This is a genomic window from Acuticoccus sp. MNP-M23 (assembly GCF_031195445.1).
Taxonomy (GTDB): Bacteria; Pseudomonadota; Alphaproteobacteria; order Rhizobiales; family Amorphaceae; genus Acuticoccus.
In genome coordinates this window covers 4,023,714-4,047,814 of the sequence record NZ_CP133480.1, presented here as the reverse complement: position 1 = coordinate 4,047,814, position 24,101 = coordinate 4,023,714, and the positions used below count along the sequence as shown (strand labels likewise).

At 65.5% G+C, this 24,101-nt stretch carries 25 protein-coding genes, 2 tRNA genes and 1 riboswitch; of the genes, 7 read left to right on the top strand and 20 right to left on the bottom strand.

Translation table 11 applies throughout. The annotated features are described in order from the left end of the window. Positions 1 to 6 precede the first annotated feature (6 nt). The gene (gene tig, locus RDV64_RS18705; protein WP_309196476.1) at positions 7 to 1,413 is read right to left on the bottom strand and encodes a trigger factor; all 1,407 of its coding nucleotides are present in this window, start codon (positions 1,411 to 1,413) and stop codon (positions 7 to 9) included. A gap of 402 nt (positions 1,414 to 1,815) precedes the next feature. Between tig and RDV64_RS18700 the strand changes: the two genes are divergently transcribed. Further along, positions 1,816 to 2,430 carry a response regulator transcription factor gene (locus tag RDV64_RS18700; protein ID WP_309196475.1) on the top strand — a complete coding sequence of 205 codons (615 nt, stop codon included), beginning with the start codon at positions 1,816 to 1,818 and terminating at the stop codon, positions 2,428 to 2,430. Positions 2,431 to 2,544: 114 nt separating this feature from the next. Then, the gene (locus tag RDV64_RS18695) at positions 2,545 to 3,060 is read left to right on the top strand and encodes a molybdopterin-dependent oxidoreductase (RefSeq protein WP_309196474.1); all 516 of its coding nucleotides are present in this window, start codon (positions 2,545 to 2,547) and stop codon (positions 3,058 to 3,060) included. Between the two features lie 59 nt (positions 3,061 to 3,119). Here RDV64_RS18695 and RDV64_RS18690 read toward each other — a convergent pair. Further along, a tRNA-Leu gene (locus RDV64_RS18690) sits at positions 3,120 to 3,204 on the bottom strand. 21 nt (positions 3,205 to 3,225) lie between these two features. Beyond that, the gene (locus RDV64_RS18685; RefSeq protein ID WP_309196473.1) at positions 3,226 to 4,767 is read right to left on the bottom strand and encodes an NAD(P)H-hydrate dehydratase; all 1,542 of its coding nucleotides are present in this window, start codon (positions 4,765 to 4,767) and stop codon (positions 3,226 to 3,228) included. A 144-nt stretch (positions 4,768 to 4,911) separates the two neighbouring features. Here RDV64_RS18685 and RDV64_RS18680 point away from each other — a divergent pair, with 144 nt between their 5' ends. The 3 genes from RDV64_RS18680 to RDV64_RS18670 all read left to right on the top strand — a co-directional run bounded on the left by RDV64_RS18680 (position 4,912) and on the right by RDV64_RS18670 (position 7,466). Beyond that, positions 4,912 to 5,250, top strand: coding sequence for a P-II family nitrogen regulator (locus tag RDV64_RS18680; protein WP_309196472.1), 339 nt, complete (start codon positions 4,912 to 4,914; stop codon positions 5,248 to 5,250). 218 nt (positions 5,251 to 5,468) lie between these two features. Then, the gene (gene glnA, locus RDV64_RS18675; RefSeq protein ID WP_309196471.1) at positions 5,469 to 6,878 is read left to right on the top strand and encodes a type I glutamate--ammonia ligase; all 1,410 of its coding nucleotides are present in this window, start codon (positions 5,469 to 5,471) and stop codon (positions 6,876 to 6,878) included. A gap of 321 nt (positions 6,879 to 7,199) precedes the next feature. Continuing rightward, positions 7,200 to 7,466 (top strand): hypothetical protein, encoded by a 267-nt coding sequence (locus tag RDV64_RS18670; protein ID WP_309196470.1) that lies wholly within the window; start codon positions 7,200 to 7,202, stop codon positions 7,464 to 7,466. Between the two features lie 24 nt (positions 7,467 to 7,490). Here RDV64_RS18670 and cobO read toward each other — a convergent pair whose 3' ends face one another. Further along, complete coding sequence (gene cobO / locus RDV64_RS18665) at positions 7,491 to 8,099, bottom strand: cob(I)yrinic acid a,c-diamide adenosyltransferase (protein ID WP_309196469.1); 609 nt, start codon at positions 8,097 to 8,099, stop codon at positions 7,491 to 7,493. 154 nt (positions 8,100 to 8,253) lie between these two features. Between cobO and RDV64_RS18660 the strand changes: the two genes are divergently transcribed. Further along, a tRNA-Asn gene (locus RDV64_RS18660) sits at positions 8,254 to 8,328 on the top strand. A 183-nt stretch (positions 8,329 to 8,511) separates the two neighbouring features. Here RDV64_RS18660 and RDV64_RS18655 read toward each other — a convergent pair. From RDV64_RS18655 to RDV64_RS18625, 7 genes are all read right to left on the bottom strand, one after another. After that, positions 8,512 to 10,257: a mechanosensitive ion channel domain-containing protein gene (locus RDV64_RS18655; protein WP_309196468.1), complete on the bottom strand. Its 1,746-nt coding sequence runs from the start codon at positions 10,255 to 10,257 to the stop codon at positions 8,512 to 8,514. A gap of 210 nt (positions 10,258 to 10,467) precedes the next feature. Further along, positions 10,468 to 11,655, bottom strand: coding sequence for a DUF3618 domain-containing protein (locus RDV64_RS18650; protein ID WP_309196467.1), 1,188 nt, complete (start codon positions 11,653 to 11,655; stop codon positions 10,468 to 10,470). Beyond that, entirely contained in the window at positions 11,652 to 12,101 is a 450-nt protein-coding gene (locus RDV64_RS18645; RefSeq protein WP_309196466.1) for a phage holin family protein, read from the bottom strand. Before RDV64_RS18645 ends, RDV64_RS18650 begins: the two co-directional genes overlap by 4 nt. Before the next feature lie 14 nt (positions 12,102 to 12,115). Beyond that, the gene (locus RDV64_RS18640) at positions 12,116 to 12,688 is read right to left on the bottom strand and encodes a hypothetical protein (RefSeq protein WP_309196465.1); all 573 of its coding nucleotides are present in this window, start codon (positions 12,686 to 12,688) and stop codon (positions 12,116 to 12,118) included. A gap of 234 nt (positions 12,689 to 12,922) precedes the next feature. Next, positions 12,923 to 13,714, bottom strand: coding sequence for a bifunctional hydroxymethylpyrimidine kinase/phosphomethylpyrimidine kinase (gene thiD, locus RDV64_RS18635; protein ID WP_309196464.1), 792 nt, complete (start codon positions 13,712 to 13,714; stop codon positions 12,923 to 12,925). Further along, the gene (thiE, locus tag RDV64_RS18630; RefSeq protein WP_309196463.1) at positions 13,711 to 14,334 is read right to left on the bottom strand and encodes a thiamine phosphate synthase; all 624 of its coding nucleotides are present in this window, start codon (positions 14,332 to 14,334) and stop codon (positions 13,711 to 13,713) included. The genes thiD and thiE overlap by 4 nt, the downstream gene beginning before the upstream one ends. Beyond that, positions 14,334 to 15,080 (bottom strand): hydroxyethylthiazole kinase, encoded by a 747-nt coding sequence (locus RDV64_RS18625; protein WP_309196462.1) that lies wholly within the window; start codon positions 15,078 to 15,080, stop codon positions 14,334 to 14,336. Before RDV64_RS18625 ends, thiE begins: the two co-directional genes overlap by 1 nt. Positions 15,081 to 15,116: 36 nt before the next feature. Next, positions 15,117 to 15,214: riboswitch (TPP riboswitch) on the bottom strand. A gap of 134 nt (positions 15,215 to 15,348) precedes the next feature. Between RDV64_RS18625 and RDV64_RS18620 the strand changes: the two genes are divergently transcribed. Further along, positions 15,349 to 15,585 (top strand): Lrp/AsnC ligand binding domain-containing protein, encoded by a 237-nt coding sequence (locus tag RDV64_RS18620; RefSeq protein WP_309196461.1) that lies wholly within the window; start codon positions 15,349 to 15,351, stop codon positions 15,583 to 15,585. 43 nt (positions 15,586 to 15,628) lie between these two features. Here RDV64_RS18620 and RDV64_RS18615 read toward each other — a convergent pair whose 3' ends face one another. The 9 genes from RDV64_RS18615 to RDV64_RS18575 all read right to left on the bottom strand — a co-directional run bounded on the left by RDV64_RS18615 (position 15,629) and on the right by RDV64_RS18575 (position 24,082). Next, positions 15,629 to 16,258: a hypothetical protein gene (locus RDV64_RS18615; RefSeq protein ID WP_309196460.1), complete on the bottom strand. Its 630-nt coding sequence runs from the start codon at positions 16,256 to 16,258 to the stop codon at positions 15,629 to 15,631. Between the two features lie 104 nt (positions 16,259 to 16,362). Beyond that, entirely contained in the window at positions 16,363 to 17,019 is a 657-nt protein-coding gene (locus tag RDV64_RS18610; RefSeq protein ID WP_309196459.1) for a uracil-DNA glycosylase family protein, read from the bottom strand. After that, complete coding sequence (cobT, locus tag RDV64_RS18605; RefSeq protein ID WP_309196458.1) at positions 17,016 to 18,041, bottom strand: nicotinate-nucleotide--dimethylbenzimidazole phosphoribosyltransferase; 1,026 nt, start codon at positions 18,039 to 18,041, stop codon at positions 17,016 to 17,018. The genes RDV64_RS18610 and cobT overlap by 4 nt, the downstream gene beginning before the upstream one ends. Next, the gene (locus RDV64_RS18600) at positions 18,038 to 18,748 is read right to left on the bottom strand and encodes a TIGR02281 family clan AA aspartic protease (RefSeq protein WP_309196457.1); all 711 of its coding nucleotides are present in this window, start codon (positions 18,746 to 18,748) and stop codon (positions 18,038 to 18,040) included. The genes cobT and RDV64_RS18600 overlap by 4 nt, the downstream gene beginning before the upstream one ends. Continuing rightward, on the bottom strand, positions 18,745 to 19,509 hold the full coding sequence (locus RDV64_RS18595) for an adenosylcobinamide-GDP ribazoletransferase (RefSeq protein ID WP_309196456.1): 765 nt from the start codon (positions 19,507 to 19,509) through the stop codon (positions 18,745 to 18,747). Before RDV64_RS18595 ends, RDV64_RS18600 begins: the two co-directional genes overlap by 4 nt. Continuing rightward, positions 19,506 to 20,570 carry a tRNA dihydrouridine(20/20a) synthase DusA gene (dusA, locus tag RDV64_RS18590; RefSeq protein ID WP_309196455.1) on the bottom strand — a complete coding sequence of 355 codons (1,065 nt, stop codon included), beginning with the start codon at positions 20,568 to 20,570 and terminating at the stop codon, positions 19,506 to 19,508. The genes RDV64_RS18595 and dusA overlap by 4 nt, the downstream gene beginning before the upstream one ends. 55 nt (positions 20,571 to 20,625) lie before the next feature. Continuing rightward, positions 20,626 to 21,504 (bottom strand): SMP-30/gluconolactonase/LRE family protein, encoded by an 879-nt coding sequence (locus RDV64_RS18585; protein ID WP_309196454.1) that lies wholly within the window; start codon positions 21,502 to 21,504, stop codon positions 20,626 to 20,628. A 6-nt stretch (positions 21,505 to 21,510) separates the two neighbouring features. Continuing rightward, positions 21,511 to 23,409: a 1-deoxy-D-xylulose-5-phosphate synthase gene (dxs, locus tag RDV64_RS18580; protein ID WP_309196453.1), complete on the bottom strand. Its 1,899-nt coding sequence runs from the start codon at positions 23,407 to 23,409 to the stop codon at positions 21,511 to 21,513. A gap of 178 nt (positions 23,410 to 23,587) precedes the next feature. After that, positions 23,588 to 24,082 (bottom strand): host attachment protein, encoded by a 495-nt coding sequence (locus RDV64_RS18575; protein WP_375143766.1) that lies wholly within the window; start codon positions 24,080 to 24,082, stop codon positions 23,588 to 23,590. Positions 24,083 to 24,101 lie beyond the last annotated feature (19 nt).

Here is a 24,101-nt window from a genome sequence, read left to right as displayed (position 1 = left end):
GCCTGCCTAGTGGTCGTGATCATGGTTGTGGTCATGATCGTGATGATGGTCGTGGTCATGATCGTGTCCGGGCAGGTCGTCCTCGTCCGGCTTCAGAAGCTCTTCCTTGGACACCGGCTTGTCAGTAACGGTCACCAGTTCGAGCATGTAGTCGATCACCTTGTCCTCGAAGATCGGCGCACGAAGCCCGGCAATCGCCTGGGGGTTCTTGCGGTAGATCTCGAAAACCTCGCGTTCGCGGCCGGGGTACTGGCGCAGACGCTCCTGCAGGGCGCCCTGGACCTCCTCGTCCGTCACCTCGACGTTGGCATTCTGGCCAACCTCGGACAACAGGAGACCGAGTCGCACCCGGCGCTCGGCAATCTTGGTGTAGTCGGCGCGAACCGATTCCTCGGACTTCTCGCCCTCAGCCTCGAAGGTCTCGTTCTCCTTCGCCATGTCCTGCTGGACCTGGTTCCAGATGTTGTTGAACTCGGTTTCCACCAGCTTCTGGGGCAGTTCGAACGTGAACTTCTCGTCCAGCGCATCAAGCAGCGCGCGCTTGGTCTTCTGGCGGCTGGCCTGACCGTAGGCGCTTTCGATCTGCTGACGCATCGCGTCCTTCAGCTTGTCCAGCGATTCAAGGCCAAGGCGCTCGGCAAGCGCGTCGTCGGCAACGGCGTCCTGTGCAGCGCTGACAGACTTCACCGTCACGTCGAACTTGGCTTCCTTGCCGGCGAGCTGCTCGGCCGGATAATCCTCCGGGAACGTCACGGTGATGACGGCCGGTTCGCCAGCCTTGGCGCCGATCAGCTGCTCTTCGAAGCCGGGAATGAACCGGTTGGCGCCGATCTCCACGTCGACGTCCTCGGCGGTGCCGCCGTCGAACGCCACATCATCGACCTTGCCGACGAAATCAATCGTGACGCGGTCGCCGGATTCGGCGGGGCGCTCGGCAGTCTCGAACGAGCGGTTGCGCTCGGCAAGCGTCGTGATCTCGGCATCGACTTCCTCGTCGGAAACCACGACCACGGGCCGCTCGACGCTGATCTGGTCAAGGCCGGTGACCTCGATGGCGGGCAGCACTTCGTACTTGATATCGAAGGCGAGATCGCTCTTGCCGTCGATGACCTCGGGCATCGCCGCCTCGTCAAGATCGATGTCAGGCTGCAGCGCAGGGGTCTCGGAACGGCCTTCGACCGCCTGCTGCACGCTTTCGGTCAGGACCGTGTTGATGACCTCGGCCATCGCGGACTTGCCGTACATCTTGTGGAGATGCGCCATCGGGACCTTGCCGGGGCGGAATCCCTTGAGACGCACCTTACCGCGCATATCATCGAGGTAGGCGGTCAGACGCTCGTTCAGCGTCGTGGCGGGGACCACTACCTTCAACTCCCGCGCAAGGCCTTCAGAGCGGGTTTCCGTCACTTCCATGGGGCTACTTTCGACAAAGCTCGGTTTTCGGGGAACGGCGCACCATGTCGCGTCCGCAAGCCGAAGTGTCAATGGGCCGCTTGCGCCCGCCGCACAGCCTGCGGTGGTCAATCGGTCCGTTTTGCCGCAAAAGCCGGCGGCGCATTCCAGCTCGAAAATTGTGCAAGGCATTGAATAGAGGCGAACATTCAGCCAGCACCCCGCTTGCCCCGGCCGTTGCGCGAGGCAAATGCGCCGTTCCGCCCAGCCGAAACATTGCCGCCCCGGTTTCGCGCCCCCGGCCCCCAAGTGCAGCGCGCAATGGCAGGGACGGGCTCGCGCCATCCTGGCGCGCTATGGGTTCGTCAGCTGCACGCCCTGCGTGTACCCTCTGGTTGCAACCAAAGCCGACGGGGCGGGTCCATGAAGGTTCTCTTCGCCGACGATCATGGCCTCGTTCGCGATACTGTCTGCGCATTTCTGGAACGGGAGCCCGGCATTGCGGTCACGGTTGCGTGCGACTATCCGCAGGCGGCCGAACTGATCACCCGCGACGGCCCGTTCGACCTCGTGGTGCTCGACTTTGCGATGCCCGGCATGAACGGCCTCGATGGTCTACGCGACGCGATGCTGCTGAATTTCAACAACCCCGTCGCCATCATTTCCGGCACCATACCGCGCGCTGCCGCCGAGGAGGCGCTTGCCATCGGTGCCGCCGGCTTCCTGCCCAAGACCATGCCGGCGCGATCGCTCGTCAATGCCCTGCGCTTCATGGCATCTGGCGAACAATACGCGCCGGTGCGCTACCTGACCGAGACTGCGGACGTCCCCGCTCACCCGCTCGTCAGCAAGCTCAGCCGCCGCGAGATGCAGGTGCTGGAGGGCCTCTCAAAAGGGAAAACCAACAAGGAAATCGCCCGCGATCTCGGATTGCAGGAGGTTACCATCAAACTCCACGTCAAAACCCTTTGCCGCAAGCTGGATGCCCGCAACCGCACGCAGGCTGCGATGGCGGCAAGCGCAGCCGGCCTGTTCTGATCGCCCGGCCGCCACCGGTCGAACTATCCATAAGGATAGGCAAACTGTGCGATCAGAACCGCCAGATCGTGTGGCGGTCCTGTACAAACGCATCATCCCACACCGGAGCCTGCCATGTTTTTTCTCAATCGCCTCGCTTCGTTCGCCCTTGCCATCACGCTGTGCCTTGGCGCACCGCTTGCGCTCGCGGACCAACTCGCCGCGCCCACAGGCGAACCGCTCCTGACGGTGCGCGGCGATATCGGCAACACGAACGAAGATGGTACTGCCGTCTTCGATCGGGCGATGCTCGAAGCCATGCCGGCGACCACAATCACCACCAAGACGATCTGGACCGAGGGTGAGCAGACCTTTGTCGGCGTCTCCCTGAAGGCGTTGATGGACGCCGTCGCCGCAGACGGGTCCACCCTGCGCGCCATCGCACTCAATGATTATGCGGTGGAAATCCCCATGGCCGAGGCCATGAGCGGCGCGCCCGTCCTCGCCTATCGCCTCAACGGTGAAACGATGTCCGTGCGCAACAAGGGTCCGTTGTGGATCATCTACCCTTACGACAGCGATCCCGAATATCGTTCGGAGGTGGTCTATTCACGGAGCATCTGGCAGCTGAGCGCGCTGGAAGTCGAATAAAGGCAACGCCGCGCCGCAGGCCCTTTCGAACCGGTCGCTGCGATCGGGAATGGTGGCCTTGGTGCGGGTGGAGGGACTCGAACCCCCAAACCTCTCGGCGCTTGGACCTAAACCAAGTGCGTCTACCAGTTCCGCCACACCCGCGATGACCCGCGCTGGCGCCGGTCAGCGCCAGATGTACGGGCGGGGACGTGCCGCGGTCAATCGCTCTTCCAAAGCGGACCGTACCGGCGCAATCGCTGTCAGGAGATCTTCAGAGATCAGGCCCGGCCCGAGCCGGCGTGCCATCTCCCCTTGCATCTCCACTCCAAGGCAGGCGGCATCCTCGGCCGTGAAGCCCTGCGCATGGAGCCCGGCGATCAACCCGGCGAGCACGTCGCCGGTGCCTGCGGTGGCGAGCCACGGCGGCCCGCCAATATCCACAATCTCTCCGTTGATCACCGTATCGGCGCCCTTCTCCACCACCACGGCCCGCGATTCGGCGGCAGCAGCCCGGCCGCGGCTGAGCTTGTAGCTGCCGCTTGCAAAAAGGCGGGAAAATTCGCCGCCGTGCGGGGTCAAAATGGCCGGCTGTCCCGTCTTGCCCTTGGCACGAAGCGCTGCTTTCAGCGTCTCCGGTTCGTCTGCGAAGGCGGTGAGCGCCCCTGCGTCCAGCACGACCCTTGCCGTGCTGGACAGCGCAGCCAGCACCATGTCCCGTGTTCTGGCATCGGGCGGCAGCCCGGGGCCAAGGAGAACCACGGGCGGCCGCGACGCGCCGTCGATCCGGGCCCGCAGCGCATCCGCCCCCTCCACCGCCTTCACCATCACGGCAGTGAGGTGCATGGCATTCACCATCAGCGCGGAAGGCGGCGTCAGCACCGTCACAAGGCCCGCCCCGCAGCGCAGGGCCGCCGTGGCCGCCAGCCGCGCCGCCCCGGTCGCGTCGATGGGGCCGGACAAAACATACACGGACCCGCGATCATATTTGTGGCCGGCTTCGGCCAGGAGCGGGCACGCCGCGAGCCGGTCCCGTCCGGGCTTGTTGAGAAACGCTGCCGGTGTGATCGCGCGCGCAATGCGGGGCGGAATGCCGATATCCTCCACCACCACCCTGCCCGCATGGCGCGCACCCGGCGAAAGTGCATGGCCGGGCTTCATCGCATGCAGCGCCACCGTCCAGTCGGCACGGATGGCAGGCCCGTCCACCGCCCCGTTTCCTCCATTGATGCCACTGGCAATATCCACCGCATAAATGGTCGCCGCCAGTGTATTGGCTGCCTCCACCAGCGCGGCCATCTCCCCGTCGAGCGGCCGGGAGAGCCCGACGCCGAACAACCCGTCGACCACCACCGCGCCGCGCCGCAGGGACGCCGGCTCTGCCGCCAATCGGGGCCCACGGTACGCAGCGAGCGCATCACGCGCGACCGTTGCCCCCTTCCCCTCCGACGCATCGAGCAGCACGACGTCGAAACCGCGCCTGCGCAGGACTTCGGCCGCCACGGCGCCGTCCCCGCCATTGTTGCCAGGGCCAACCAGCACATCGACCCGCGTTCCGGCGGGATGCCGCGCTGCCACCGCATTGGCCACGGCGTGACCGGCACGGTCCATCAATGTCGCAACGGGAATTCCGCTTTCGGCACAAAGCCGATCGAGTTTTGCAATGTCACCGGGGGAAACCAGCGCAGCCCCCCACAAACCATTGCCGTCTTTTTCATCTGTCAGCATATATATTAGGCATCGCCCATGCTCATTGCCGCGTCACATGCATTGAGACCGAACAAACAGCCATTTTTTTCAACTGGCACGGGCCATGCATTTTTGCCCGAGCCGTTTTCGATTTCTGCGGCGGGCATCTTCCAATAGGACCTCATGAAGAAGATCGAAGCCATCATTAAGCCATTCAAGCTCGACGAAGTGAAGGAGGCGCTCCAGGATGTGGGCCTTCAGGGCGTGACCGTCCTGGAAGCACGCGGATTTGGCCGCCAGAAGGGGCATACGGAGCTGTATCGCGGCGCCGAGTATGTCGTCGACTTTCTTCCCAAGGTTAAGATCGAGCTTGTCGTTCCGGACAGTCTCGCCCCTGCGGCGATCGAAGCCATACGCAATGCAGCCCAGACCGGCCGCATCGGCGACGGCAAGATTTTCGTGCTTCCCGTTGAAGATGCCGTGCGCATCCGAACCGGCGAAGCTGGCGAAGACGCGATCTGAGACAAACAGCCTGGCGTGGCGGCCCGAGCGGTCGCCGCCCTGTCAATTTGCGTGTGCCGGTTTATCGTGCACACGCCGGCTGCCGCGTTGCGCAGGCGTAGTGCGCTGGCGTCGGCCGCTCCCGCCTATCGCGTTGGCACGCGCGGTGCATAAGAAGGCAGACCGCGGGATCTGCGGACGCCCCACTTTTTAAGAAACGCTACGGAAAGCGGAACCGAATGAGCACAGCCCAGAACATCCTCAAGGACCTCAGCGACAAGGACGTCAAATTCGTCGACCTGCGCTTCACCGACACGCGCGGGAAGATGCAGCACGTCACGATGGACGTCAGCATGGTCGACGAAGACATCTTCGCCGACGGCACGATGTTCGACGGCTCGTCCATCGCCGGCTGGAAGGCGATCAACGAGTCCGACATGCTTCTGATGCCGGACCCCGAAACCGCCCACATCGACCCGTTCTTCGCGCAGACCACGATGGCGCTCTTCTGCGACATCCTGGAGCCGTCGACCGGCGAGGCCTACAACCGCGACCCGCGCACCACCGCCAAGAAGGCCGAAGCCTACGTGAAGTCGTCCGGCATCGGCGACACCATCACCATGGGCCCGGAAGCCGAGTTCTTCGTGTTCGACGACGTGCGCTTTGCGGTGAACCCGTACGACACCGGCTTCCAGCTGGACTCGACCGAGCTGCCCACCAACATGGGCACCGAGTACGAGACCGGTAACCTTGGCCACCGTCCGCGCACCAAGGGCGGCTACTTCCCCGTGCCGCCGATCGATTCGGCGCAGGACATGCGCTCCGAGATGCTCTCGGTGATGACCGAAATGGGCGTGTCGGTCGAAAAGCACCACCACGAAGTGGCCGCGGCCCAGCACGAACTTGGCCTCAAGTTCGACACGCTGACCCGCATCGGCGACCACATGCAGGTCTACAAGTACGTGGTTCACCAGGTCGCCAACGCCTACGGCAAGACGGCAACCTTCATGCCCAAGCCCGTCTTCGGCGACAACGGCACCGGAATGCACGTTCACCAGTCGATCTGGAACGAGGGCAAGCCACTCTTCGCTGGCGACGGCTACGCCGACCTCTCCGAGATGTGCCTCTTCTACATCGGCGGCATCCTGAAGCACGCCAAGTCGCTGAACGCCTTCACCAACCCGTCGACCAACTCCTACAAGCGTCTGGTCCCGGGCTATGAAGCCCCCGTGCTGCTCGCCTACTCGGCGCGCAACCGTTCGGCCTCCTGCCGTATCCCGATCGCGTCTTCGCCCAAGGGCAAGCGCCTCGAAGTCCGCTTCCCCGATCCTTCGGCCAACCCGTACCTCGCCTACGCGGCAATGTGCATGGCCGGCCTAGACGGCATCAAGAACCGCATCCATCCGGGCGAGCCGATGGACAAGGATCTCTACGACCTGCCGCCGGAAGAGCTGAAGAACATCCCGACCGTTGCCGGTTCGCTGCGCGAAGCCCTCGCCTCGCTCGACGCCGACCGCACCTACCTGACGGCTGGCGGCGTGTTCGACGACGATCAGATCGATGCCTACATCGAGCTGAAGATGGAAGAGAACATGCGTTACGAGATGACCCCGCACCCCGTGGAATTCGACCTCTACTACTCGGTCTGATCCGCGGCGCCACGGCGCATCTTCGACGAAACGAAAGCCAGGGGTTTGCCCCTGGCTTTTTTTGTTCCTGCGCGGGGGAATCCCGGTGGATCAGTGCTCTCCCGGTCCGCTGCAGACAGGCCACAAATCCTCGCCACAATTGCGCGTCTTGGTGTAGGGGTGAGCCACGATCGATGCTTTTTTGCACCACTCGTGACACCATGGAAAACGGAAAGCATCGTGACCGGCCGGGGGGCGGAACCCTTCACCTGTCATTAATGTTCCGCCGTCGAATGACACCACATGCGCTCGCGCTCCGCGGCGCTCGTAAGGAGGGCTCCAATGAAGAAAACGCTACTCGCAATCGCCATGATCGCCGGTCTGGCTGGCTGCAACTCCAACAACGAGGGTGACCGCGCTCTGGTCGGCGCCGGTCTCGGCGCAGCGACCGGTGCCGTGGTTGCCACGGCTGCCGGCGCCAACGCTGGCGGCGCACTCGTCGGTGCCGGCATCGGTGCTGCTGGTGGTGCCATCGTCGGCGCCGCGACCACGCCGCGCGGCCGCCGCTGCGTCAACCAGTACGGCGACCCGGTCAACTGCCCCTACTAAGGCACTGACGAAGCCTCAGGCCGCTCAGAACTCGATGCCGGCCTGAGGCTTCACCCCGTCGCGGAACGGATGCTTGACCATCGTCATCTCGGTGACGAGATCCGCCGCCTCGATCAGCGGTTCCTTCGCATTGCGCCCGGTGACCACCACATGGACACCAGCAGGCCGCGCCTTCAGGAACGCCACCACCTCGTCGATATCCACATAGTCGTAGCGCAGCGCGATGTTCAGCTCGTCCAGGATGACCATGTCGTAGTCTCCTGACGCGATCATCGACTTTGCCTCCGCCCAGGCGGCGCCCGCGGCGGCAATGTCGCGCGTCTTGTCCTGGGTTTCCCAGGTGAACCCCTCCCCCATCCGCTTCATCGTCACCTGCTCCGGGAACGCATTCAGCACCGCGCTTTCGCCGGTTTCGATGGCACCCTTGATGAATTGCACGATACCGATGCGCATCTGGTGGCCGATCCCCCGCATCGCCATGCCGAATGCTGCGGTGGATTTGCCCTTCCCCTTGCCGGTGTGAACAATGAGCAGGCCTTTCTCGATGGTCTTGGCCGCCATCATCTTGTCTCGGGCATCCTTGATCTTGCGCATTTTCTCGGCATGACGCGCATCATCGTCGCTGGTGTTCATGTCACTCCTTCGGCTGCGTCCGCTATGGCGCGCCGGCGACCTTAGTGCCGCGCAAGCCTCGCCGCGACCCCGGGTGAATAAGGCGAAATTCATCGGCTTTGCGTGTTGCGTCGCGGAGAACCCATTGCTATACGGCCTCCAGCGCGTGCGCCTTTCCCCGGTAGCTCAGCGGTAGAGCAACCGGCTGTTAACCGGTTGGTCGATGGTTCGAATCCGTCCCGGGGAGCCACGCCGCCATTCCACATCACAGCTGGTTTATGGCGCAGCCGTCAAAGGCCTGCGGTAAGCGCGAACGCGCGCACACCCAACAATCCGCCCCTCCCCTCGATCGCGCAATTCCCTGCCGGATGCCGCAACGCAAAACGCCGGCAACCCGAAGGCTGCCGGCGCTGTCATCGGCCGAGAACGCGGTTCACTGCGCCGCTTGTTCCACCGTCTTTTCGCCGGGCTCGCCGGTGTCGGGATTGGGCTTGCCGGTGTCGGTGCGCGGCCCGGCGGCATCGCTGTCCACCGTGTTCGACACGTAGGCAATCCGGGTGCGGGGCAGGCCGGAGGGCTCGTCCAGCGTGCGCACAACGGCCATCAGCCGCTCGCGGATGCGGCAGTGCAGGTCCCAGGCAGTGCTCGGGTCGGCGGCGGTGCAGTAGAAGCGCAGCATGATGCCGTCCTCGTCCTGACTGATCACCTGCACCTTCGGGTCGGCGTGATCGACGAAATCCTCGTCCTCCTCCGCCATCTTGCGGAACTCCCGGCGCAGAAACTCCACGTCGACCCGGTGGTCGAGCTTCAGCTCCACCGGCTTGATCATCTCCGGCTCTTCCATCGTCCAGTTCTCGAAAGCGTTGGAAATGAAATTCTTGACCGGGACGATGAAGCGCTTCTGGTCCCACGTGCGAAGCTGGACGAAGGTGTAGTTGATCTTCTCCACATGCGCCCACTGCCCGTCATACAAAACCGAATCGCCGATCCGGATGGGCTGGGCGATCGCGAGCTGCAGCGAGGCGAAGATGTTGCCGAGCACCGTCTGTGCGGCAAGGCCCAACACGGCCGTGGCGACACCAGCCGACACCAGCAGGCTGAGTCCGAAGCTGGAGAACAGACGCAACGACGAGAATGCGATCGCAACGCCGACCACCAGGACGATAATGATGCCGATGCGCTTGGCCGCCGAAAGATTGGTGTACCACATGCGCGCGCGGGTGTTCTCGGGCTTGTCGATGCGCTCGAGGTACCTGTCCGACGTGTTGTCGATGATGGCGTCCATCACCCGCGATACGCCCACCACGAGCGCCACAAGGATCAGAAGCCAGAAGACCGTGCTCACCGACGTGTCGGCCCCTGCGGAGAACACGAACGTCTTCATCACCACCACCTGCACAAAGGCGGCAAGGATGATGAGGATGATGGGCAGCTTCAGCAGGCGCACCACATCCTCCACAGGCCCGAACGGCACGCGCCGCTCCACAATCCCGAAGAGGCGGTAGAAGATGTAGCCGATCAGCACCGTGGCGGCGAAAATCAGCGGGATGGCGATCACCTCCCACCACATCAGCCCCCAGAAGGCATCGGTCCGCAGGGCGCCGGGCATTGCCTTTTCAAGCGGTGTCGGGCCGTAGCGCTTGAACAGCGCGTCGATGTGCTCGACGCTCTGGCGGGAGAACACCCACACCGGGGACGCGTCATCCCCCGCCTGGACACGGTTGATGCGCACGGAGACCGGCCAGCGCTCCAGATCGAGCTGTCCGAGGCTGATGCTCTTGCGCGGCTCGCCGACCATCGGCTCGCGGCTGGTGCCCATCGTTTCCATCCCGTCCGGCCGGTCCGGGATCGCAGCCAGGTCGAGCGGGATCTTGCGTTCAATGACGAGGCCGAGCTTGCGGGCGAGTTCCGGGCCGCGCGCGGCCTGCTCGGCGTCCGGTATGTCGGCGAGATCAAGAAGATAGGCGGCGGTGCGATAGTCGGTCCGGCCATTGGCCCGGAGGAAGGCCTCAAGGGTGGACTGCGGCGTCGTGCGGTCCAGCCCCTGCGGCGGCGCCGGCAGGCCTGCATTGAGCGCGTCCACCTTGAAGACGTCCGGTCCGCTCCCCTGCGCCAGCGCACCGCCGCCCCAAAGGCAGACTGATGCGACCAACGCCGCCAAAATTCTGGTCCATCTCATCGTCACGATTTCTCCCGCCTTTGGCAGCAACGGTGTTGAAGCTGCCGCGTCGCCGGCTACGCCAACGAAAGAATCGTTCAACGCAGCGTCATGTGAAACCGACGCACAACTCGCGGTGAAGTTCCGTCGGTTGGCGTCCAAAATATGAGCTGGCACAAAAAAAGGGCGCCACAAGGGCGCCCTTCTTCGTCTTGCCTTGAAGCGTTGGCTTCAGGATTTGGCTTCTTCGCGGGCCTTCGTCTTGGCCGCCTTGACGACATCCTCGGCCTTTTCGGCAACCGTCTTGTCGCCCTCTTCCGGGATCAGGCCTTCTTCGTGGGCCTTGGCCTCGGCAGCCTTGAAGGACTCCTCGGCAACGTGGCTCGCCTTGTCGGCCTGCGCGGAGGCGTAGTCGATCGCCTCATCGCGGGCACGGTCGCGGTACGGGCCGATCAACTCGTCTTCCTGACGGGTGGCCGGCATGATCGCGCCGAGTGCGGCGCCAAGCGCAAGACCGACGGCACCAGCGATCAGCGGCTCTTCCTTGACGAAATCGACCACAGTGCGCTGTGCGCGGCGGCCGTAGACACCGGCGGTGTCCGCGGCGTCATACGCAGTGTCGCGGGCGCTTTCGTATGCGCTGTGCGCTGCGTCGGACACGGCATAGGCGCCGCTCTTCAGCTGATCGCTCACATACGCAGCGCCGTGGGACACTTCGTCGGCCGCAATGCGCGCCCGGTCGTACATCGCATCGGCTGCGGAAGACGCAGAATCCTTCACGGCGTAAGCGCCGGCCTTCATCTGGTCGCCCACGTACTTGGCGCCGTGCTTGGTCTCGTCGGCAGCAAGCCGCGCCTTGTCGTAGACCCGGCCGGCGGCATTGGATGCGCCGTCCTGCACCGCGTAAGCGCCTGCCTTCATCTGGCCGACGGCATATTCTGCGCCGTGCTTGGCCTCGTCCGCAGCGTAGCGGGCGTGGTCATAAGCGGCATGGGCAGAATTGCGGGCTTCCGCCTTCACGTCATAATAGCCGCCGCGAAGCCGGTTCACGGCATACTCGGCACCGTGGCTGGTCTCGTCGGCCGCATAGCGCGCACGGTCGTAGGCCGTGAACTGCGGCGGATACGTGCGGCGAGGCGCCGGAAGCGCAGGCGGGGTCTGCTTCTGGTTCTGGCCCATCAGGAGCCACGCCAGGCCGATGCCGGTGATGGCGATCGGCAGCGGGTTTTCCTTCACCTGACGGCCAAGATTGTTGAAGAACTCGCCGCCCTGCCCGCCTGCGGTCGTGAACGAGCGGGAAAGGGTGTCGAGCATCTGGCCAGCCGAGAGCTTGTTGCGCAGTGCGTCGAGGGTTTCCTCGACCTCGTAGCGCTGGGCCTCGACCTCGCGTTCGATCTGGGTCGTGGACCGTTCAGTCATCGGATCTGCTCCTTGGCAAGTTCGCCGTCGCGGCGCACCTGCATTGCAGTGCGGTCCGGCGTCAGGTTTTCAGGCGTCAGGTCACTGGATCCGCTGCGGATCAAGAATGCGCCGACTGCGGCAAAGATGCCGCCAACAATGAGGGCCGCCCAGCCGGTGTTGTCGGTGCTGGGCTCGACAGTGCCGATCAGTTCGGCAACCGCGACCACAAGCGCGTCCGAAAGGACGATGAGCGACACCAGAAGCACAACGGCACCAGCCGCGAGCTTGCCGACGCCGACCTGCAGCTGGCTGACCTTGTCGTTCATTTCCGAGCGGATCAGCTCGCCTTCCTTGCGGAAGAGATCTGTCACATCACGGAAGAGCTTCTGCGCGAGTTCCGGCAGCGAGAGGCCAGCGGCCATCCGCGCAGCAGGATCATGCGGAGGGTTAGGAATATTGGTCATGCAAGCGGGGCCCCTTAGCTGGTGGTTTTGACGTTGGGACGCGTCGGCGTGCCAACCGTGCTGCCCGCCGGTGCGGACGATGCCGGACGGACTGGCGATGCGGCCGGTGCAGTGCCGGTGGGGCGGTAGGGCGTGCCCGCAGGGCCGGCGTGGCTCGGCGCATCATGGGAGCGCTCCGACGACGCCTTCACGAACCGGCCGAGCGCGACGCCAGCCAGAACGGTGCCGACAAGGAACGGACCGGGATTGCGGCGGGCGAAATCGGTGACGGAACCCGCCATCTCTTCCACTGACGTTCCGGAAACGGAATTTGCAACGCGCTCCAGCCCGTCAGCCGCTTCGGTCACGAAACGTGCTGCCATGCCCTGGTCGCGGCTGGACAGTTCGTCAGACGCGCTGCGCACAGCCTTGGCAAAGTCGGTGAGGCTTCCAGCGGCAACGTTCTTGCCGTCTTCGGCATAATTGGTCGCAGCGCGCTGCGCTTCATCGACCGCGGACCGAGCCTGATTCTTTATTTCGTCGGAAGCCTCATTAAGCTTATCCTTGGCGGATGCTGCTTCGCGATCGATCTGTTGTTTGGTGGACATTGATCTAACCCCTCCTCGAGGATTTTAGATTCGCCGTAATACGGTTACGCGAGGCCTAGAATGCTGAGAATGAAAAGAACAACAACCACAAGGCCCACAAGATAAATCAAGCTATTCAACGTCGTCTCCTATCGCGATAGATGCGTATTCTGGTGGCTGAACGTCGCCCAGAAGGTGGAGGTTCCGGTTCGGGTACCCGAATGAGCAGGTAATTTTACGCCCCGGCAACGATCCCTAACGCGGCCAGACGGCATGAAAATGATGGACAGGCCCGTGTCCGCTGCCGATCTGGAGCTGGTCGGACGCTGCAATGGCGGCAGAAATATATTCCTTCGCCGCGTGCACTGCGGCACGCAGCGCCATGCCGCGGGCAAGGAATGCGGTCACGGCGCTCGACAGCGTACACCCCGTCCCGTGGGTGTTGGGCGATGCGATCCGCGCCGCACTCAAGAGTTCCGGGCGCCCTTCGTGGAAGAATACATCGGTGGCATCGCCGGTCGTCAGGTGTCCGCCCTTGAGCAGAATGGCCGGACCGAGGGCCGCCAGCTCACGGGCCTGCTCACGCATCTGCGGGACGTCTACCGCGCTCTTGGCATTGAGAAGAACGCCGGCCTCCGGCACGTTGGGCGTCACCAGCGTCGCGAGCGGCAAAAGTTCGCTGAAGAGCGCCTTCTCCGCCCCTTCCCCGATCAGCCGGTCGCCGGAGGTGGCGATCATCACCGGGTCGAGCACGATGGGGATCCGGCTGCCTGCAAGGGCGCGGGCGATGGCGCTGATCACCGCGCGGTCGCCCACCATGCCGATCTTGATCGCCTTCACGTCGAGGTCCGACAGCACGGCATCCAGCTGCGCGGTGACAATGTCGGCCGGAATGCCGTGCACTGCCGTCACGCCGCGGGTGTTCTGCGCCGTTATTGCCGTGATCACGCTGGCGCCGTAAACGCCAAGCGCGCTCATGGTCTTCAGGTCCGCCTGAATGCCGGCGCCACCGCCCGAATCAGATCCGGCGATCGTCAGCGCAATCACGCCGCCTTCTCCGCAAATACCGTGGCGAGGGTGCGGGCCGCCTGCGCCGGGTCCGCCGCCCTGGTGATCGCACTCATGACCGCCACACCGTCTGCCCCGGCGGCGCGGAGCAGCGCGGCACGCTCGGCATCGATGCCGGCGATGGCGACCACCTTCATGGCACGTTCGGCCTTGAGATAGGCCGCAATGGCGGCAAACCCGTCGATGCCGATGGGCGGGTTGGGGTTCACCTTGCTGTGCGTTTCGAAGACGCCGCCGACCGAGCCATAGTCGATGGGCTGACGGAGCGCCGCCTCAGCCTCCGCCATGGTGTGGATGGTGAGGCCGACGATGGCCTCGTCGCCCACAATGCGGCGGGCCTCCCCCGGCGTGAGATCGCCGTGACCGACGTGAACGCCCGCTGCCCCGGCAATCAGCGCCACGTCGGCCCGGTCGTTCACCAGCACAGGCACGGGGACAGCCGCCACCAGCGCGCGCACCAGCGCCACCTGTTCGGCCGTGCTGCCGGTCTTGTCGCGCCACTGGATCAGGCTGACGCCTCCGGCCACCGCCTTGCGGGCAAGCGCCACGGGGTCGGCCACATCCGGGCCCATGACGAGGTACACACTGGGATCAAGCATCAGTCTATCCGGAGGCCTTTGGTGAGCGCCGCACCGTCCAGCGCGGCAAGGTGGTCGATCAGCGAGACGGCAAAACTGCCGGGGCCGTGCGAGCCGTCGGCGGCAAGCTCGCCGGCGAAGGCCATCAGCCCGGCGCCCGCCGTTGCCGCCACGAAGGGGTCGGTCTCCACCGCAACCATGGCCGCCACCAGCAGGCCGGCAGCGCAGCCGGTGGCGATGACGCGGTCCAGCATCGGCGTGCCGTTGTGGAGCGTCGCGCACCGGCGCCCGTCCCTGACGAGGTCCTGCGCGCCGGTGGTGACGGTGACAAAATCGTCGGCGATGGCGCCAAGGGCCGCCATTTCCGCGCGGTTGCCCTTGATCACAGAGGGGCCAGCCTGAATGAGCTTCTGCGCAAAGGCGAAACGCTCGCTGGCGCGGTCGATCTTCACCGGATCAAGCACGAACGGTGTTCCGGTGAGGACAGCTTTTGCGGCACCTTCGCGGCGGACCGGATCGAGCATGCCAAGGTTGATCAATGCGCTGTGCGACCGGGCGACCATCTGCGGTGCATCCACGGGGTCGTGGGACATGGACACGTCGATCCCCAGCGCCGCGGCAATGTTGGCGGCCAGGGGCTGCGCCACGGGCGACAGCATGGCGTGAACGCGCGGGCGGCGGGAAAGCATCCGGTCCAGCGCGGCGCCGGCCGCCTCACGCAGGGCGTGGGCATCGGCTGGCACGCTGACGGTAGCGGGCGCGCTCATTGGCGCGGTTCGGCTGGGGTGGCGCGCGAGCGCAGCAGGCGTTGCAAATCCAATTCCTCCGCCGGCATGACCCGGATCAGGTGCGAGGGGTCGGCACGATGCCTCTCAGCCCGAAGGCGCCCCCTTGGATGGTGGGTAATTAGGGATCGCGCGCTCGTGGCGCAAGACAGATCCGCAAACCGGTCCATACCGCGCACGCCAACCCTTGTGCTATCGGCGCCGGTGGCACAAAAGAGGCCGAAGCCCGCAGCGGCGTATGGAGGATGTGATGACGCCGTTTTTCGTGCTGATCAAAGCGCAGCTTGGCCGCGCCTACGATGTGGCCAACGCCCTGGCCGACGCGGAGATCGCCTCGGAGATCTACTCCACCGCAGGCGACTACGACCTGCTGGTCAAATTCTATGTCGAGCGTGACAACGACATCGGCCACTTCGTGCAGGAAAAGGTGCAGACGCTGCCCGGTATCCTCGACACCAAGACCATCATCACCTTCAAGGCCTTCTGACCGCACACCGGCCATTTGCTGCCGGGCGCGCAGCGCTGCCCGATCAGGGCAGCGGAACGCCGCGTGCGCGCTGTTGCGCGGACTGGCCGGCAGTGTTGGTGCCCGTGGGCGCGGCAAGGCTCGGCACATTGCGCTGCCGGTTCGCGAACGCTTCCAGCGAATCGGCCCGCACCGGCATGACCTGCGCCACCCGCTCGCCCGGGAGTGACAGGAACTGGACGGCGTTGATGCTCTGCAGACCCTCGATGCAGGAGAAGGAAACGCGCACTGTCGCGCCCTCCTCCATGGCGACCATAAGCCGCCCGGTCTGGTACAGCCACTTGGGCCGCGCCCGCTCATAGATATAATCGTTGGAGGGGCACGGGCTCAGCTCCGACCGGTTCATGGTCACCTGCGTCAGAAGGTCGTTGACCCGGACGTCGGACACACCCGTGTCGATGAAGATGCGGCGCGCGTCATTGGACGCAGGGTCGGAAGGCGCCACATCCACCGCACGGATCCCCGGCTCCGTCACCACCACGGCGGCAGAGGCCGGCTGGCCGGGCGCCACCTGCACCACCTCGGCGCGCACCGGCGCCTGTTGGCCGCCGCCTGCCGTCTGCGCCAGCGCGTTGCCGCCCAGCATCAATCCGGCGCTCAGCACCGCCCCGAACAGCCCGATTTCATTACGCATAACCAAGACTCCGCATTCCACCGGTCGCAATTCCGCACGAACAGATTAATCTGTTGATAAAGAATTGCCACACTGGCGCCGCGCAAGCGGCCAGCGCCGTGCAATCATGTCGAATCTGTCGCACTCAACGCGTCCGCGACGCGGCGGCGCAACTCGGGCAGCACCTCGGCCTCGAACCACGGATTTCGCTTCAGCCAGACGTTGTTGCGCCAGGACGGGTGCGGCAGTGCCATCACGGTGCGCGGCGCAGTCTGCGTCACAATGTCGCGCCATGCGCCGACCGTGTCGGTGAGAGATGCGCGGCGTGTGTGCGGCAGATGGTAGGACAGCGAATATTTGCCGATGCACAGGAACAGCGAAAGCTGCGGCAGGCGCTGGAACAGGCGGTCATGCCAGGTGGCGCCGCACTCGCGCCGCGGCGGCAGGTCCCCGCCGTGGCGATCATACCCTGGAAAACAGAACCCCATGGGAATGATCGCAATCTTCGACCAGTCGTAGAACTGCGTCTCGTCGAGGCCCATCCAGTCGCGCAGGCGAACGCCGGACGGGTCGTAGAACGGCAACCCCGCGACGTGCGCCTTGTTGCCGGGCGCCTGGCTGCAAATGGCAATCCGGGCGGTGGACGAGATCTGGAAGATCGGCCGGGGTTCGTGAGGAAGCGGCTCGCCGGTCGGCGTGTCGCGGCAGATCCGGCAGCGTGACATGGCGCCTAGAAACGCCTCGAGCGGCGCTCCGTCCGCCGGAACCCCGTCCCGTGTCACGCCGGTCCGTCGACGCCAGCCTCCGCAAACGTCGCCATGCCGGAATGGCAGGCCGCCGCTGCCTTGAGGATGCCGATGGCAAGGGCTGCCCCGGTGCCTTCGCCAAGGCGCATGCCAAGGTCGAGCAGCGGCTTGCCGCCCATCGCCTCCAGCGCCCGCCCGTGGGCGCTCTCGGCAGAGCAGTGGGCAAAGAGGCAATGCGCGGTGGCGTCCGGCCCCATGGCATGAACGATCGCGGCTGCGGCGCTGGCCACAAAGCCGTCCACCACAACCGGCACGCCTTCCGTGCGGGCGGCCAGAATGGCGCCGGCCATCGCGGCAATGTCGCGGCCGCCGATCCGCTGGAGAATGGTCAACGGGTCGCGCTCCGGTCCGATCCGGGCGAGCGCGGCGTCCACCGCGTCGATCTTGCGGCGCAGCCCCTCCCCGGTCACGCCCGTGCCGGCGCCGCACCAGTCCGCCGCCGAACCGCCGTAAAGGGCGGCATAGATGGCTGCGGCCACGGTGGTGTTGCCGATGCCCATCTCGCCGATGCCAAGGCAGTCGATCCCGCCGGCAATCGCTTCAAGGCCGAAGGCGAGCGTTGCGGCAAGGTCCTTCTCGCTGGCGAATGCGTCTTCGCTGACGATGTTTCCGGACGGAATGTCCACCGCAAGATCGAACACCGAAAGGCCGATATTGCCGGTGGAGCAGATCTGGTTGATGGCCGCCTTGCCGGCCTGGAAGGCCGCCAGCATCTGCTGGTTCACGCTGGAGGGGAACGCCGACACGCCAGCATCGGCCACCCCGTGCGCAGCGGCAAAGATGACCACGCGCGGCTTGGCAACGGTGGGCGGCGCCTTTCCGCTCACCTCGGTCAGCCAGAGGGAGATTTCTTCCAGCCGGCCCAGAGAGCCTGCCGGCTTGGTGAGTGCCGCTTCGCGCGCAAGCGTTGCAGCGCGGGCAGCGGAGCGATCGGGCAGCGGAGCGAGCGCCAGCTGGCGGAAATCCTCAAGGGGGGATTGGGTGGTGATGTCTGTCATGGGTTCAGAACAAGGCGGTCGCGCCGCACCTCATAGCCGGAAAGTCTGTTGAGAAAGGTCATGCCGAGGAGACTTGTGCCGAGATCCCCCGGCTTGGCAATGGCCGCCCGCACGCGCGAAAGCCTGATCGAGCCGACGGAAATTTCATCGAGGATCACGGGCGCGACTTCGGTCATCCCCGCGGCCGTCATCACCGGAACGCGGTAATCGAGCCCCTCGGGGTGAAAGCCGGCCCTGCTGGCATCCTCGGCGGCAAGAACCACGAGGCTGGCGCCCGTGTCGAAAATGAAATTCACCGGCGCGCCATCCACCGCGCCGCCAATCACGAAATGGCCCTGAAAGCCGCGCCGCACCATCACCTTGTTGCCGTCGTTCACCGCCATGCCGGGGACCAGCACGGAGGCAATCTCGCGCCCCGCCGTCTCCAGCGGCACGCGGTAAGCGTAGACGCCGAGGAGGACAGCAAGCGCGCCCAGCCAGATGGCGGCTGCACGCACGACCTCCGGCAGCCGCACCTGCCGCATCCCGAACAGGATGGCGCCCAGCACCACAAGAAGAATGATCAGCTTTGCCGCATGGGGCCCGGACGTATCGAGCGAGACGGGCTCGACCGCCTGCGCCGCCGCCGGGGCGCGGCCGGCAACAGAAGCGGCGCACAGGACGGCGCAAGACGCGAGCGTGCGGCGGAGGGGGAAAGCTGCGGTCACACTGTCCAGATAGTGAGAACGAGGAGGTAGGAAAGGTCTGCGACGATGATGCCTGCACCGATCACGTCCCCGGTGTGGCCGCCGATCTTGGCATCGGCAAGGCTGGCGCAGCCCTTTGCCGCAGCGGCGGCCGCCATTGCCGCCAGCACAAAGCCCAGCGGCGCCCACCACACGGTGAGAACCGCGGTGACCGCAATCGCGACCAGAAGCGCGTTGCGGAAGGTGCTGATTGTGGGCCGCCCCACCGCCACCGCCAGCCCGTCCGCCCTTGCCGGGCCAAGGCCGGTCCACGCATAAAGCGCAACGGCGCGCGCCGCAGCCGCGGAGGCGATGAGCGACAGGGCCGCAAACAGCACCCCGCCGGAAAGCGCGGTTTGCAGGATCGCGACCTTGAGGAGCACGCCCGCCACCAGCGCCAGAACGCCGTAGGTGCCGACGCGGCTGTCGTGCATGATTTCGAGCCGCCGCTCGCGGGTTGCCCCGCCCCAGAAGCCGTCGGCACAATCGGCAAGCCCGTCTTCGTGCAGCGCGCCGGTGGCGATGACCATGGCAACGGTGGCAAGGGCTGCCGAAAGGAGCGGCTGTGCGCCCATCCAGTGCGCCACCACCATCAGCGCAGCAGCGGGCAGCGCAATCAGCACCCCGGCAAGCGGTGCCATCGGCAGGGACTGGAGCAGCGGTTCGCCGCAAAACCGCGCCGGAACCGGAAAGCGGGAGAAGAATGCAAGCGCGGTGGTGACGCGGTTGAGGCGCGCCGTCATGCGGGCTCCCGGACGGCGCCGGCTTCGTCACCAGTCGCGCGCGGTTCGTCGGGGCGGGCGGCAAACGCCGCGGCGCGGGCGGTGGCGGCGGCAATGCCGGCGGCCTCCACAGCGTCGATCGCATCTGCCAGAAGGCCGGCGTCAGCACCCGGCGCCTGGCCGGCCACCGTCAGCGTGCGGCGGTAGGCACGCGCGCCGGGCTCGCCGTGGAAGAGGCCCAGCATGTGCCGCACCACGTTGGAAAGGCGCCCGCCCTGCGCAATCCATTCCGCAGCGTAGGGCACCATGGCGCGCGCCGCATTCAGCCGGTGCGCCTTGTCCGCAGCGCCCTCGTAACCTGCAAGGACGGAGAGAATTGCCGGCCGCTGGTAGGCGGCCCGGCCGATCATCACCCCATCCACCTCCGCCAGATGCGCCATCGCCTCCGCCGCCGTGCCAATGCCGCCATTCAGACCCACAAACACCGGCAGCCGCGCCTTGAGGCGGAAGACGCGGGCGTAGTCGAGCGGCGGAATATCGCGGTTCTGGGCAGGCGAAAGGCCCTCCAGCCACGCCTTGCGGGCATGGACCCAGATGGCTTCGACACCGGCGCCAACGGCTGCATCGGCCACACGGTCCAGCGCTTCCTCGGGGTCTTGGTCATCAACGCCAATGCGGCACTTGAGGGTGACGGCAATGCCCGCCTCGCCCATCGCTGCCAGGCATTCGCCGACCAGCAACGGTTCGCGCATGAGGCAGGCGCCGAAGCTGCCCCCCTGCACCCTGTCCGACGGGCAGCCGACATTGAGGTTCACTTCGCCGTAGCCCCACTCGGCGGCAATGCGGGCGGCCTTTGCAAGTTCGCCGGGCTCCGCGCCGCCAAGCTGCAGCGCCAGCGGCTCTTCCTGCGGCGAGAACCCCAGAAGACGCGCGCGGTCACCGAACAGGATCGCCTTGGCCGTCACCATCTCGGTGAACAGCTGGGTGGACGGGTGGAGCTGCCGGTGGAACACGCGGCAGTGCCGGTCCGTCCAGTCCATCATGGGCGCAACGGCAAGGCGCCGGACGCTGTCGGGGATCATGCGCGATTTCATCGCCCCCACATGGGTCAAACACCGCCCCGATGGCAAGATGGCGTCAGCCCGCGAAACGGACCGAAGGCAGTCCGCCGCAGGGGAGCCCAGTGATGGCGAAGAGGCCGCCGGCCAGTGGCTGCTCGCGCCCCGGCGTCGGCATGATGCCGATGGAGGTGACGAACAGGATGTCGTTGTCGGGCCCGCCAAATGCCGGTTTGGAGGGCTTTTCGACCGGCATGTCGACGATCATGTCGATCTCGCCAGCCGGGGTGAGCCGCAGCATCTGCCAGCCGGACACGCCGGCCATCCAGTAGCACCCGTCATTGTCGACGGTGCCGCCATCGGGCCGGCCGGGCACGCCGTTGGTGTCGAAGAACAGGCGCGGCTCGCCGGGGGTGCCTGTCTGCGGGTCGTAGTCGCAGACCCAGATCTTGCGCACCATCGGGTTCGAGTCGGAAAAATACATGGTCCGCCCGTCGGGGGAGAAGGCGAGACCGTTGGTGGTGTAGAACTCTTCGCGCCAGCGGGTGACCGAATGGTCCGCATCAAGCCGGTAGAACGCCGATTCGTTGCGTGGCGGCTGCATCATCCCGCACGACCCCAGCCACCAGCGGCCCTGCCGGTCGGTGCAACTGTCGTTGAAGCGGTTTTCCGGGCGGTGCGCCTCGGGGTCCGCAATCCGCGTCTTTGTGCGGGACTCGAAATCGTAGGTGTAGATCCCGCTTTCGGTGCCGACCACGGCGCCGCCACCCTGGCGGATCGCCATGCAGCCGGTCCGCTCCCCCATGTCGAAGGTGACGTTGGCGCCGATGGCGGGATCAAAGCGGTGGATGTGGCCGCCCTCGATGTCCGTCCAGAACAGGGCCTTCTCGGCATCGTCCCAGATGGCGCTTTCGCCCACGCGCGCTTTGGCTTCGAGGACGCATTCGACAGTCGGCATATTGGATCAGGCCCGGTTTGCGAGCGCCTCCACCCCAAGGGCAATCAGCGCGGTCTCCACCATTCCTGCCGCATCGAGGCCGGCATCTGCAACCATCCGCTCGGGCTTGTCCTGATCGACGTAGCGGTCTGGCATCGTCAGCGGACGCACCTTGAGGCCGCTGTCCAGCAAACCTTCGCGTGCAAGGAGTGTCAGGACATGGGCGCCGAAGCCGCCGTCGGACCCCTCCTCCACCGTGATCAGCACGTCGTGGGAGCGGGCAAGGTCGATGATCATCTCGCGGTCGAGCGGCTTGGCGAACCGCGCGTCGGCAACGGTGGTCGACAGGCCTCTGGCGCCAAGCTCCTCGGCCGCCTCGATGGCGGCGGCAAGGCGGCTGCCCAGCGACAGGATCGCGATGGTCGACCCTTCCCGGACAATGCGGCCGCGGCCGATTTCCAGCGGGACGCCTTCGGCCGGCATTTCGGTTCCGACCCCCTCGCCGCGCGGATAGCGAAACGCGATGGGGCCATCGTCGTAGGCGGTAGCGGTGGCCACCATGTGAACCAGCTCGGCCTCGTCGGCAGCCGCCATCACAACCATGCCCGGCAGGCAGGAGAGATACGCCACATCGAACGAACCGGCATGGGTGGACCCGTCGGCGCCCACATAGCCGGCGCGGTCGATGGCGAAGCGCACGGGCAGCTTCTGGATCGAAACGTCGTGGACGATCTGGTCGTACGCGCGCTGCAGGAAGGTGGAGTAGATGGCGCAGAACGGCTTCATGCCGGCGGCGGCAAGGCCGGCGGCAAACGTGACGGCATGCTGCTCGGCGATGCCGACGTCGAACGTGCGTTCCGGAAACACCTTCTCGAACACGTCGATGCCGGTGCCGTTGGGCATGGCGGCGGTGATGCCGACAATCCGGTCGTCCTTGCGTGCCTCGGCCACAAGGCTCTCGCCGAACACCTTGGTGTAGCTGGGCGCGTTGGACTTGCCCTTGGCCTGCTTGCCGGTGATCACGTCGAACTTGGAGACGCCGTGATACTTGTCGGCTGAATTCTCGGCCGGCGCGTAGCCCTTGCCCTTCTGGGTGACGACGTGGACCAGCACCGGCTTGTTGTTGGTGTCGCGCACGTTGCGCAGGACCGGGAGAAGATGGTCGAGATTATGGCCGTCGATGGGACCGACGTAGTAGAAGCCAAGCTCCTCGAACAGGGTGCCGCCCATGGCGATGCCCTTGGCGAACTCCTCGGCCCGCGCAGCGCCCCGCTCCACAAAGCGCGGCAGATGGCGCACGAGGCCCTTCATCGCGTCGCGCAGGGTCACGTAAGGCTCGCCCGAGGCAAGCCGGGCGAGATAGGCGGACATGGCGCCCACCGGCGGGGCAATCGACATGTCGTTGTCGTTGAGGATGACGATGAGCCGCGCATCGCGTGCGCCGGCGTTGTTCATCGCCTCGTAGGCCATGCCGGCGGACATGGCGCCGTCACCGATCACCGCAACAACCTCGTTGTCCCCGCCCATCAGATCGCGTGCGGTCGCAAAGCCGAGGCCTGCGGAAATGGAGGTGGACGAATGCGCCGCGCCGAACGGGTCGTAATCGCTTTCGGCGCGCTTGGTAAAGCCTGACAGGCCGTCTGCCTGGCGCAGAGTCTTCATCCGGTCGCGGCGGCCGGTGAGGATCTTGTGCGGGTAGCACTGATGGCCAACGTCCCAGATCAGAACGTCGCGCGGCGTGTCGAAGATATAGTGGAGCGCCGCGGTCAGCTCGACCACACCGAGGGCTGACCCAAGATGCCCGCCAGTGACCGACACCACGTCGATGAGTTCGGTGCGCAGCTCGTCGGCAAGGACGCGCAACTCCTTCTCGGAGAGGTGGCGCAGGTCTTTGGGGCTGTTCACCCGGTCAAGCAGATCGCCCACTCTGGCGCCCTCCTAATCAACGAGTGTAAACTAGAATAGACACTCAAGAATGTAAATCGAGAATTACACCAACTTCAGATACAGGTGCGGGGCATAGCGATTGTCGGGGCCGCCGTCCACCAGAGCGGCGATGGAACCGCTCCAGTGCGCGTTCATGTCACCCGGCGCTCTGCGCGGCTCAGGCTTTGGCAAGCGCCTTTTCGATGTCGCCGACCGGGTGGTTGGTCAGCTCCTTGTCGAGGTCGAAGACAATGCGCTGCTCGACCTCCTTGTGAAACTCTTTTCGAAGTTCGCCCAAAACCACGGGCGGCGCCACAACAATCAGGTCGTGATAGGCGCCGCGGTGCGCGGCGGTGTAGAGCCGCTCGGCAATCTCCTTGGCAAAGCGCTCTTTTTCAAGCCGGTGCCAGTCGGTCTCTTCGAAGGCACTCTTGTGACCGCTGGGGCCGTCGCTGCCGCGTCCGGGCGCGTCGGTGCCCTGCTCGTGCGTTGGCGGGTTGTCCTGCGTCATCTCGCGCACCACCACGAGGCTCGGAAATTTCTCGTCGCCCTCGTTCTTGAGGAACAGCGCCTTTTCACCGTCCCCCACCATGACCCACGCGTTGGCTGGGATCTTGCCCATGATCGCTCCATTCGGTGTTGGTTGCCCGAACCAATGGTCGGCGCCGGTCATGCGTTCCGTGGCAATCGTC